This is a genomic window from Kitasatospora sp. NPDC101235 (assembly GCF_044767505.1).
Lineage (GTDB): Bacteria > Actinomycetota > Actinomycetes > Streptomycetales > Streptomycetaceae > Kitasatospora.
The window spans coordinates 165,092-174,998 of record NZ_JBIWNZ010000004.1 but is presented as its reverse complement, the minus strand read 5'-3'; the positions used below and the strand labels follow the sequence as shown (position 1 = coordinate 174,998).

The following is a 9,907-nucleotide window of genomic DNA, read 5'->3' as shown; positions in this document are numbered from 1 at the left end:
GGCGGTGTGTTCGCCCCGCCCGCCGGCCGAACCCGTCTTTTGCTAACCCGGCCCCCCCCCCCCCCCCCCCCCCCCCCGCCCGGGGGGCCCCCCCCGGGGGGGGGGCGGGGGGCCCACGCCCGGGTGCGCGGGCTCAGCCGTCGATGCGGTGCTGGCTCCAGAAGGAGGTCAGGTCCACGGTGGTGGCGGCCTGGGCCGCGGCCTTGAACTCCGCGGTGGTGGAGACGCCGTACCAGTGCGCCTGCGCGTAGTTCCGCAGCAGCGTGGTCATCGCGGTGTCGCCGATCGTCCGGCGCAGGTCGTGCAGGGCGCACTTGCCGTAGCCGTAGACGACCGTGGAGTAGCGGGAGGAGTTGGCGTCCCAGTACGCCATCGAGTTGGTGATCCTCTCCTCCGAGGAGGCCCAGGAGACGCTGTTCCAGCAGCCGTTGCCGGTCTTGCCGAGGGCGAGGTCGGCGGCGTAGTCAGTGAAGGCCTCGTCCAGCCAGGGGCCGTTGTACTCGTCGTCGCCCACGATGCCGTACCACCACTGGTGACCGATCTCGTGGGTGAGCGCCGTGGTGCTGACCAGGTCGAGGACGAAACCCGGGTACTCCATGCCGCCGAACCAGAAGTTGTTGTCGATCACCGCGTCCAACTCGCCGTACGGGTATGCACCGAAGCGCTGGGCGTGGGCGTCGACCGCCGAGGTCGCGGTGGAGAGCATCGACTTGGAGTCGGCCGAACTGATCCCCGCCACCGAATAGACGTTGACCTTCACCCCGACCGCGGAGGTGCCGGAGATCTTCGTGAACGGCCCGGCGCCCCAGGCGAAGTCGCGCACCTTGCTCGCGGTCGCCTTGGTGACGGTCCGTCCGGCCGCACCGGGGGTGTCCACCGAGGTGCCGGTCGCGGGCACCAGCAGGCCGGTCGGGTGGTCCAGGGTGACGGTGAAGTCCGAGGCCACCGAGTAGAAGGACTCGCCGTTGTTGGTGTACGGGTCGAGGTGCCAGCCGGCCGCGTCCCGCACCGCCAGGACGGGCAGGGCGTTGCCGAGGAAGTTGTACGCGCCGTCGTGGCCGAAGCGGTCCGCGCCGCTCGGCACGGTGATGCCGAGGTCGAATCCGACGGTGCCGCTCTGGCCCTGCGCGAGCGGAGCCGGCAGGGTGATCTTGAGCGCGGTGCAGTTCACCGTGAGCGGGGAGGGCGTGCCGCCGGTCACGTTGGTCACCGTGATCGGGGTGCTGGGGCAGCTGCCGTGCGCGTTGTCCCACAGCCGCAGGTACACCTCGTTCAGCGGGGTGGGCGAGGCGTTGCTGAAGGTCACGCTCTCGTGCCCGGTCCAACTGCCGCCGGAGGCATCGCTGGTGAGGTCGACGGTGTACGCCGGCGCGACCGGGGTGCGGGTCGGGTCGCCGGGCTGGGGCGGGGTGGTACCGCCGCCGGAGACGTCCAGGGTGACGTCGTCCAGCACGAAGCTGGTCTGCAGGCTGGAGTCCTCGACGCCGGTGAAGGCGAGCGTCACGGTCTGGCCCGCGAAGGCGGAGACGTCGACGGTCTTGTGCACGTACCCGGCCTGGGCGTCCAGGTTGGAGTAGGTGGCCACAGTGGTGGAGCCGAGTTTGACGGTCAGCTTGTCGTAGGCGGTGCTGCCGGTCGTCTCGGCGGTGTCGACGTGCAGCCAGAACCCGAGCGTCGCGGTGCCGCACCCGGCGGGGAGGGTGACGGACTGCGAGAGCGTGTCGGTGTGGCTGGAGCCGTACCCGTCGAGCCAGGCGTAGGAGCTGCCGGAGTGCGCGCTCTGGCGACTGTCGGCGGTGATCGCGCCGCTCGGCGCCGTCCAGGGCGAACTTCCGGACTCGAAACCGCCGTTGGCCGCCACCTGGGCGGGTGTACAGTCCGCGGCGCTCGCCACATCGGGGGTGGCGAGCACCGCGAGGCCGGTCGCCGCGAACAGGGCGGCGCCGGTCAGGGCAGGCAGGAGTCTTCTCATCGGTGCCTCTCGTGGGGGAGCGGGCCGGGAGCAGCAGCGTGACAGCAAACCCGCACCTTTGAAAGGCTCATGACATGAGACGCATACGCCTCACCTGCTGACCGGCTCGCCGGATGACCACCTCACCGGATGACCGGCCCAGCGGATCACCGGTTCACCGGCTCACCGGCTCACCGGCTCACCGGCTCACCGGACGACCGCCCTACCGGATCACCGGCAGCACCGCCGCCGCGCTGCGGCCGGTCGCCGCCTCGATGAAGGCCGCCGGTTCGGCGACCTCCGCCAGAAGCGCGCGGGTGAAGTGCAGCGCCCCCTCGGCGGGCGGCGGGCCGCCGACGGCCGCGACCAGGTCGAGCAGGTGGACGGTCGCCTCCATCAGCGCCACCTCGCCGAGCGCGCCGACCGTCACGCTGCCGAGCAGCGGGTGCGCCACCGTGGTGCCCGGCGGCAGGTCCGCGAGGCCGTCCAGCGCGGCCGGGCCCTCCACGCCGAACCGGGCGATCAGCGCGGCGGGTTCGGCCACCTCGGCGGCCTGCTTCGCCGCCTCGGCGACCTGGCCGGCGGCGGAGTGGGCGATGCCGCCGGGCCGGTTGTAGGCGCGCAGGATGCCGGCCCCGTCAACCACCTCGGCCTGCCCGTCCAGGACGGCCGCGCGCAGCCCGGTGAACATCTCCGGCACCGGCGCCACGTGCGCGTACAGCTCCCGTACGGTCCACCCGGGCAGCCGGGTGGACCGGTCCCAGTCCTCGGCGACCAGGGCCGCACCCCGCTCCGCCCAGGAGGCCCAGGCCTGAGCCAACAGCACTCGCACCGGGTCGTTCTGACTGTTCATCGATTCTCCTCGGGACGCTGATCACGGGGTTTCCCACGCTACCCCGGGCTCCCGGAAAACCGTTTGCCGCCCCCTCCCCGAGCCGTCACCATCGGCGCATGACCGACTCCGCCGCCCGCCCGCTGCCCGCTCCCGCCGCCACCCGCCCGGCCCGGATCCAGCAGCAGCCCGGCCACCCCCGAAGGCCCGACGCCGTCCGCTCGTGAGGGCCGCACTGGCCGCGGGGCTGCTCGCCGGGCTCGGCGTGGCCGTCCCGGTGGGGGCCGTCGGGGCCTACCTGGTGTCGCTCACCGCGCGCACCTCGCTGCGCACCGGCGCCTGCGCCGCCCTCGGCGTGGCCACCGCGGACGGGCTGTACGCGCTGCTCGCGGCGGCCGGCGGGACCGGCCTCGCGCCGCTGCTCGAACCGGTCGCCCGGCCGCTGCGGACCGTCTCCGCCCTGGTGCTGCTGGCCCTGGCCGCCCGAACGGCCGTCAGCGCGCTGCGCAGCCGTCCCGGCACCGCCGCCGGACCGCAGGCCTCGCCGCCCACCCCCGCCCGGGCCTTCCTGACCCTGCTGGGCATCACCCTGCTGAACCCGCTCACCGTCCTCTACTTCGCCGCCCTGGTGCTCGGAGGGGGCAGCCAGGACGGCGTCCCGGCCCGGGCGGCCTTCACCGTCGGCGCCTTCACTGCATCCGCCTGCTGGCAGCTGCTGCTGGCCTCCGGCGGCGCGCTGCTCGGCCGGGCGCTGACCGGCCCGCGCGGCCGGCTGCTCGCCGCCCTCGGCTCCGCCGCCCTGGTCGCCGCCCTCGCCGTCCGGCTGCTGCTCGGCTGAGCACCGGCCGGCCGCCCGACGGTCCACGCCACACCCTTGGCCCACCAGCCCACCGCCCCCGGCAACGTCCGGCTACGCAGCGCAACCGGCTCCGCCGCCCCCGGCGCCGTACCCACCCTCTCCGCGCGGCTCCGCCGCCGGTCGACTGACCAGCGGGATCGGCGGGCCGGTCACCAAGAGCCGCTCGCCCGTTTACGTCCGATTCGTACCTTGTATCCTGGTTCTGTATCCGTTGAGTGACATCCGCCGAAGACCCAGCCCGAAGACCCAGCCCGACAGCGGGCCCTGCACCGCAGCCGCCCCGCCGAGCGGCCCGACCGGCTCGGGCACGGCCGACGACGCTGTCACGGACCCGGAGGAGTGCGGACATGGCCGAGCGGGACGCCCCCGAGAAGCGGGGCCGGCTGAGCCGCCCGCTGGTGCTGGGCGCCGCCGTGGCCCTGGTCGACCGCGAGGGCCTGGCCGCGCTGACCATGCGCAGGCTGGCGGCCGAGCTCGGCGTGGAGTCGATGGCCCTGTACCGCTACACGCCGGGCAAGGAGGCCCTGCTCGACGGCCTGGTCGAGGCCTACTTCGACGAGATCAACGCCCGGCTGCGGGCCGGCGCCGGCCGCGGCCCCCACGAGGCCGGCTGGCGCGCCGAACTGCGCCGGATCTCCAGGGCGTTCGCCGCCACCGCGCACGCCCACCCCGAGATCCTGCCGCTGATCGCGACCCGCCCGCTGTCCGTCCCGGTGGCCCGCCGCCCGGCCTCGGTGCTGGAACTCACCGAGCACATCCTGGCCGTGCTCGGCCAGGCCGGCTTCGACGACGCGGGCACGCTGACCGTCTACCGCACCTTCGTCGCCTGGAACCTCGGCTGCCTGCTGGTGGACAAGCGCCAGGTGGTCGACAACCCGAACGAGCCGGACCCGGTCCTGCGGCTCGGCCTGCACCGACTGCCCGCCGCCGAGTACCCCCGGCTGCGCGCCCTGGTGCCCCGGTTCGCCGACTTCGACGACGAGGCCGAGCTGCTGAGCGGCCTGGACAGCCTGCTCGACCGGATGCCCGAGCCGCCCCTTGACGGCTTCTACGGCAGCGACGCATCCTGAGGATACGAGGTACACGTCGGACATATCCGCCCTGATCGGCGCCGCCGGGCCACCCTGCACCATCGCGGCAGCCCGCTGACGGCGCCCGGAAGAAGTCCCGATGTCCTCCACCCCGAACGCGTCACCCCACGACGACATCCTGCGCCTGCGCGTCACCGCCAAGGATCCGGAGACCCTGCGCGCGCTGCTGCGCGACACCCACCCCGACGTCGGCGGACGCCCGCACGTCGAGGAGGACGGCCGCATCGGCATCGACGTCTACGCCCCGGCCGACCAGGTCCCGGCCCTCGAACGCGAGGGCATCACGGTCACCCGGGTCGGCAACGCCAGCGAGGCCGGGCGCGCCGCCCAGGCCGAGGTCGGCGTCGGCGACCGCTTCGCCCCCGCCGACGCCGTCCCGCGCGGCCTGGCCACCAAGCTCTCCGGCTGACCCGGGAGGCCCGCCATGCCGTACCTGAACGTCACCGAGGTCGAGTCCGCCGTGACCAGCCTGGCCACCGCCTACCCCGACATCACCCAACTCCTCACGCTGCCCGAGGCCTCGCACGAGGGCCGCACCGCCCACGCCCTGTTGATCAGCGAACCCGCGACGGCCCCCAAGCCGTGCGTCATGATGATCGGCGGCGTCCACGCCCGCGAGTGGGGCAGCTGTGAGATCCTCATCCACCTCGCCGCCGACCTGCTGGAATCCCACCGGGACGGCACCGGCCTCGGCTACGGCGGCACCGCCTTCACCGCCGGCCAGGTCAGCAGCCTGCTCCACCGGCTCGACCTGGTGCTCTACCCGCTGGTCAACCCCGACGGCCGCAACTACAGCCAGACCGTCAGACCGATGTGGCGCAAGAACCGCAACCCGGCCAACGCCGGCGGCAGCCCGAACCCGGACTGCGTCGGCGTCGACATCAACCGCAACTACGACTTCCTCTTCGACTTCGTCACCGCCTTCGACCCGAACGCCAACCCCCAGGTGTCGAACGACCCCTGCGACCCGCAGGTGTACGCCGGCCCGAGCGCGTTCTCCGAACCGGAGACCCGCAACGTCCGGTGGCTGCTGGAGCAGCTCCCGCTGACCCAGTGGTTCGTCGACGTGCACAGCTACTCGCAGGACGTGCTCTACAACTGGGGCGACGACGAGAACCAGTCGATCGACCCCGGCATGAACTTCCGCAACTCCGAGTACGACGGCAAGCGCGGCCTGCCCGGCGACCTCACCTACTCCGAGTACATCCCCAAGGGCGACCAGGACGCCGCCGTGCTGCTCGCCGAGGCGTTCTGCCACGGCGTCAACGGCGTGCGCGGCCTGACGTACAAACCGATGAGCGGTTTCCACCTGTACCCGACGAGCGGGACCAGCGACGACTACGTCTACTCCCGCGGCTTCGCCGACCCCGACCAGGGCAAGGTGCTCGGCTTCACCGTCGAGTGGGGCACCGAATTCCACCCGCGGTGGGCGGAGATGGAACAGATCATCCGTGATGTGGACGCCGGGCTGGTGCAGTTCTGCCTGGCCACCGCCTGAACAACCCCTGAGCCGCAGTGCCCGACAGCAGGGCGCCCGCCGCGGTCGGTCGCGGCGGGCGCCCCGTCGTGCCGGGTCAGACGGCCCGGTGGAAGAACAGTTGTTTCGATCCGCAGCGCGGGAGCTGCGGTGGGAGTGCGCCGGGGAGGGCCCGCGGTGTCACCCTGCGTGCCGACCCCTGCGCTACGCGCTTACGAGGCACACGTACTTCGTATACGAGTCTGCTCGCACCCCCGCGAGCTGGTCAAGGGTGGACCGGGACGCTCCGCCGCCCGCCCTGCGGGATCCGCCCGACGGGCCCGGACTCAGACCCGGGCGCCGAGCATCCGCAGCACCAACTCGCCGTAACGGCGCCCGAGTTCCTCCGGCGCCTCCGTGGAGTTGGCCGTGTACCAGCGGGAGACGTCGATGCCCAGCGAGGTGACCGCGCGGGCCGCCGTCCGCACCTCCGTCACCTGGAAGTCCCCCACCGCCACGCCCGCCTCGATCAGCGCGCTGACCTCGCGCTCGATGTCCAGCCGCAGCGCCGCGACCACCGCATAGGCGTCCTCGGGCAGCGCGTGCAGTTCGTAGTTGACCACCCGGCCGACCGTCCTGGCCCGGGCGTGCCAGGCGGTGAACTGCTCGACCAGCCTGCGCATCCGCTCGGCCGGACCGCCCAGTCCGGCCACCGCGTCCCGGACCAGGGTCAGCGTGGCGGCGTGACCGGCCCGGCTGATCTCGGCCAGCAGCGCGGCCTTCGACTGGTAGTGGATGTACAGCGCGGCCGGGCTCATCCCCGCCGCGGTGGCGATGTCCCGGGTCGTGGTGGCGTGGAAGCCGCGCTCCGCGAACGACTCGACGGCGGCCTGGAGCAGCCGGTACGCCGCTTCGGGGCGGGCGTCGGCGCCGGGCAGGGTCGGCCAGAGGTCGGCGAGCGGGGTGCTGGTCATGGCGCCATCCTCCCAGAGAACTCGTACAGGCATTCCCGCCGACCACCCCGCGGGACAGGCGGGCGTTCGGCAGGCTGTTGACAGGTTCCCGCACCGACAGCATGCTGAGCAAGCGCTTAGTCAGCGACAGTCCTCAGGACTCAGCATCCCCGTGGGAAAGGCAGGACGCTCCGTGGTGCACTCCTTCAAGGGCCGGGTGGCCGTCGTCACCGGATCGAGCCGGGGCATCGGCCTCGGCATCGCGCGCGAGCTGGTCGACCGCGGGGCCAAGGTCTGCCTCACCGCCCGCAACCCGGAGCCGCTGGCCGAGGCCGTCCGCGACCTGGGCGGCCCGGACAACGCGATCGCCGTCGCGGGCAAGGCCGACGACCCGGCGCACCAGGAGGAGGCCGTCGCCCGCACCCTGGAAGCCTTCGGCCGGCTCGACCACCTGGTCAACAACACCGGCATCAACCCCGTCTACGGGCCGGTCCTCGACACCGACGAGGCCGCCGCCGCCAAGATCCTCGCCGTCAACGTGCTGGCCCCGCTGGCCTGGACCCGCCGCGCGCACGCCGCCTGGATGGGCGAGCACGGCGGCTCGATCGTCAACGTCGCCTCCATCACCGGCATCCGCGCCTCGCTCGGGATCGGCATGTACGGCGTCAGCAAGGCCGCGCTGATCCGGCTCACCACCGAACTCGCCGCCGAGCTGGGCCCCCAGGGCGTCCGGGTCAACGCCGTCGCCCCCGCCCTGGTGAAGACCAGGTTCGCCGAGGCGCTGTACGAGGGCCGCGAGGAGAAGGTCGCCAAGGCCTACCCGCTCGGCCGTCTCGGCGTCCCCGAGGACGTCGCCGGCGCCGTCGCCTTCCTGCTCTCCCCGGACGCCGGCTGGATCACCGGCCAGACCCTCGTCGTGGACGGCGGGGTCACCCTCGGCGGTGGCATGTGACCACCGGGGCGTTCGACGGCCGGGGCGTGGTGGTGACCGGCGGCGGCCGGGGCATCGGGGCCGCACTGGCCCGGGCCTTCGCCGCGGCCGGCGCCCGGGTGGTGGTCAACGACCTGGACGCCGGGGCGGCCCACGCCGTGGCGAAGGAGTGCGGGGGCACCGCGCTGCCCGGGGACGCCGCCTCCGCCGAGGGGCTGGCCGGCCTGGTCGGGCGGGCCCGCGGCGAACTCGGCGAGATCGACGTGTGGTGCGCCAACGCGGGCGTCGCCCCGGTCGGCGGGGCGGACGCGCCCGCCGCGGCCTGGGCGAGCGCCTGGGAGGTCAACGTCATGGCCCACGTCCGGGCCGCCGAACTGCTGCTCCCCCGCTGGCTGGAGCGCGGCGAGGGCCGCTTCCTGGCCACCGTCTCCGCCGCCGGGCTGCTCACCATGCTCGGCTCCGCCCCTTACGCCGTCAGCAAGCACGGCGCGCTGGCCTTCGCCGAGTGGCTCTCCGCGACCTACCGCCACCGGGGTGTCCGGGTGCACGCGCTCTGCCCGCAGGGCGTGCGCACCGACATGCTCACCTCCACCGGCGCGGTCGGCGAGGCGCTGCTGGCCCCGACCGCGCTCGACCCGGCGGACGTCGCCGAGGCGGCGCTGGACGGCATGCGCGAGGAGCGCTTCCTGCTCCTGCCGCACCCCGAGGTCGCCGACTACTACCGGGTCCGGGCCACCGACCCGGACCGCTGGATCGCCGGCATGAACCGGCTCCAGCAGGGACTGGAGAGGAGCGAGCTGCTGTGAGGGCCTGGCAGGTGCGCGAACTCGGCGAGCCGGCCGAGGTGATGCGGCTGGCCGAGGACGTCGCGCGGCCGGTGCCCGGGCCGGGGCAGCTGCTGGTCCGGGTGCGGGCGGCGGCCGTCAACTTCCCGGACGCGCTGATGGTGCGCGGGCAGTACCAGGTCCGCCCGCCGCTGCCGTTCACGCCCGGCGTGGAGCTGTGCGGCGAGGTGGTGGACGGCGCCCGGCGGGGCGAGCGGCTGATCGGCAACCCGGTGCTGCCGCACGGCGCCTTCGCCGAGTACGCCCTGCTGGACGCCGACGCCGCGTTCCCGGCGCCCGAGGCGCTGGACGACGCCGAGGCCGCCGCCCTGCACATCGGCTACCAGACCGCCTGGTTCGCGCTGCACCGCCGGGCCCGGCTGCGGGCCGGTGAGACCCTGCTGGTGCACGCGGCGGCCGGCGGGGTCGGCAGCGCGGCGGTCCAGCTCGGCCGGGCGGCCGGGGCACGGGTGATCGCCGTGGTCGGCGGGCCGGCGAAGGCACGGACGGCGGAGGCGCTCGGCGCCGACCTGGTGGTGGACCGCCGGGAGCGGGACTTCGTCGCCGCCGTCAAGGAGGCCACCGACGGGCGCGGCGCGGACGTGGTCTTCGACCCGGTCGGCGGCGAGGCGTACACCGGCTCCACCCGGTGCGTCGCCTTCGAGGGCCGGATCGTGGTGGTCGGCTTCGCCGCCGGGCAGGTGCCCGCCCCGGCGCTCAACCACGCCCTGGTGAAGAACTACGCGATCCTGGGCCTGCACTGGGGCCTCTACAGCACCCACGACCCGCGCGCCGTCCGCACCGCCCACGACGAGCTCACCAGGCTCGCCGAGCAGAGTGTCGTCCGCCCCCTGGTGAGCGCCCGGGTGCCGCTGGCCGCCGCCTCGGACGCCGTCCGGCGCGTCGCCGCCGGGCTCAGCACCGGCCGGATCGCCGTGCTGGGCGACTGACCGGCGATCCACCGCCCGCGCGGCCGGTAATCCGGCTGCGCGGGCCCACGGCCGCTGCCA

Annotated in this window: 10 protein-coding genes; 7 read left to right on the top strand and 3 right to left on the bottom strand. The window is 74.1% G+C overall.

Annotated elements, in window-relative coordinates:
• Positions 1 to 133: 133 nt before the first annotated feature.
• Both ACIRRH_RS09535 and ACIRRH_RS09530 read right to left on the bottom strand, forming a co-directional pair.
• Positions 134 to 1,972, bottom strand: coding sequence for a M1 family aminopeptidase (locus ACIRRH_RS09535; protein WP_403064132.1), 1,839 nt, complete (start codon positions 1,970 to 1,972; stop codon positions 134 to 136).
• 202 nt (positions 1,973 to 2,174) lie between these two features.
• Positions 2,175 to 2,804 carry a maleylpyruvate isomerase N-terminal domain-containing protein gene (locus ACIRRH_RS09530; RefSeq protein ID WP_403064129.1) on the bottom strand — a complete coding sequence of 210 codons (630 nt, stop codon included), beginning with the start codon at positions 2,802 to 2,804 and terminating at the stop codon, positions 2,175 to 2,177.
• A gap of 202 nt (positions 2,805 to 3,006) precedes the next feature.
• Between ACIRRH_RS09530 and ACIRRH_RS09525 the strand changes: the two genes are divergently transcribed.
• The 4 genes from ACIRRH_RS09525 (at position 3,007) to ACIRRH_RS09510 (ending at position 6,231) form a co-directional block, all read left to right on the top strand.
• Positions 3,007 to 3,621 (top strand): LysE family transporter, encoded by a 615-nt coding sequence (locus ACIRRH_RS09525; protein ID WP_403064126.1) that lies wholly within the window; start codon positions 3,007 to 3,009, stop codon positions 3,619 to 3,621.
• Between the two features lie 368 nt (positions 3,622 to 3,989).
• The gene (locus ACIRRH_RS09520; RefSeq protein ID WP_403064123.1) at positions 3,990 to 4,712 is read left to right on the top strand and encodes a TetR/AcrR family transcriptional regulator; all 723 of its coding nucleotides are present in this window, start codon (positions 3,990 to 3,992) and stop codon (positions 4,710 to 4,712) included.
• 100 nt (positions 4,713 to 4,812) lie between these two features.
• Positions 4,813 to 5,142, top strand: coding sequence for a hypothetical protein (locus ACIRRH_RS09515; RefSeq protein WP_403064120.1), 330 nt, complete (start codon positions 4,813 to 4,815; stop codon positions 5,140 to 5,142).
• A gap of 15 nt (positions 5,143 to 5,157) precedes the next feature.
• A complete protein-coding gene (locus tag ACIRRH_RS09510) occupies positions 5,158 to 6,231 on the top strand; it encodes a M14 family metallopeptidase (RefSeq protein ID WP_403064117.1) in 1,074 nt (357 codons plus the stop codon).
• Positions 6,232 to 6,536: 305 nt separating this feature from the next.
• Here ACIRRH_RS09510 and ACIRRH_RS09505 read toward each other — a convergent pair whose 3' ends face one another.
• Positions 6,537 to 7,163 carry a TetR/AcrR family transcriptional regulator gene (locus tag ACIRRH_RS09505; RefSeq protein WP_403064114.1) on the bottom strand — a complete coding sequence of 209 codons (627 nt, stop codon included), beginning with the start codon at positions 7,161 to 7,163 and terminating at the stop codon, positions 6,537 to 6,539.
• Between the two features lie 172 nt (positions 7,164 to 7,335).
• Between ACIRRH_RS09505 and ACIRRH_RS09500 the strand changes: the two genes are divergently transcribed.
• Genes ACIRRH_RS09500 through ACIRRH_RS09490 form a run of 3 tightly spaced genes read left to right on the top strand, consistent with a single transcriptional unit; the run spans position 7,336 to position 9,847 of the window.
• Positions 7,336 to 8,094, top strand: coding sequence for an SDR family oxidoreductase (locus ACIRRH_RS09500; protein ID WP_224284044.1), 759 nt, complete (start codon positions 7,336 to 7,338; stop codon positions 8,092 to 8,094).
• A complete protein-coding gene (locus tag ACIRRH_RS09495; protein WP_403064111.1) occupies positions 8,091 to 8,879 on the top strand; it encodes an SDR family oxidoreductase in 789 nt (262 codons plus the stop codon). The genes ACIRRH_RS09500 and ACIRRH_RS09495 overlap by 4 nt, the downstream gene beginning before the upstream one ends.
• Positions 8,876 to 9,847 carry an NADPH:quinone oxidoreductase family protein gene (locus ACIRRH_RS09490; protein ID WP_403064108.1) on the top strand — a complete coding sequence of 324 codons (972 nt, stop codon included), beginning with the start codon at positions 8,876 to 8,878 and terminating at the stop codon, positions 9,845 to 9,847. Before ACIRRH_RS09495 ends, ACIRRH_RS09490 begins: the two co-directional genes overlap by 4 nt.
• The last annotated feature ends 60 nt before the right edge of the window (positions 9,848 to 9,907 follow it).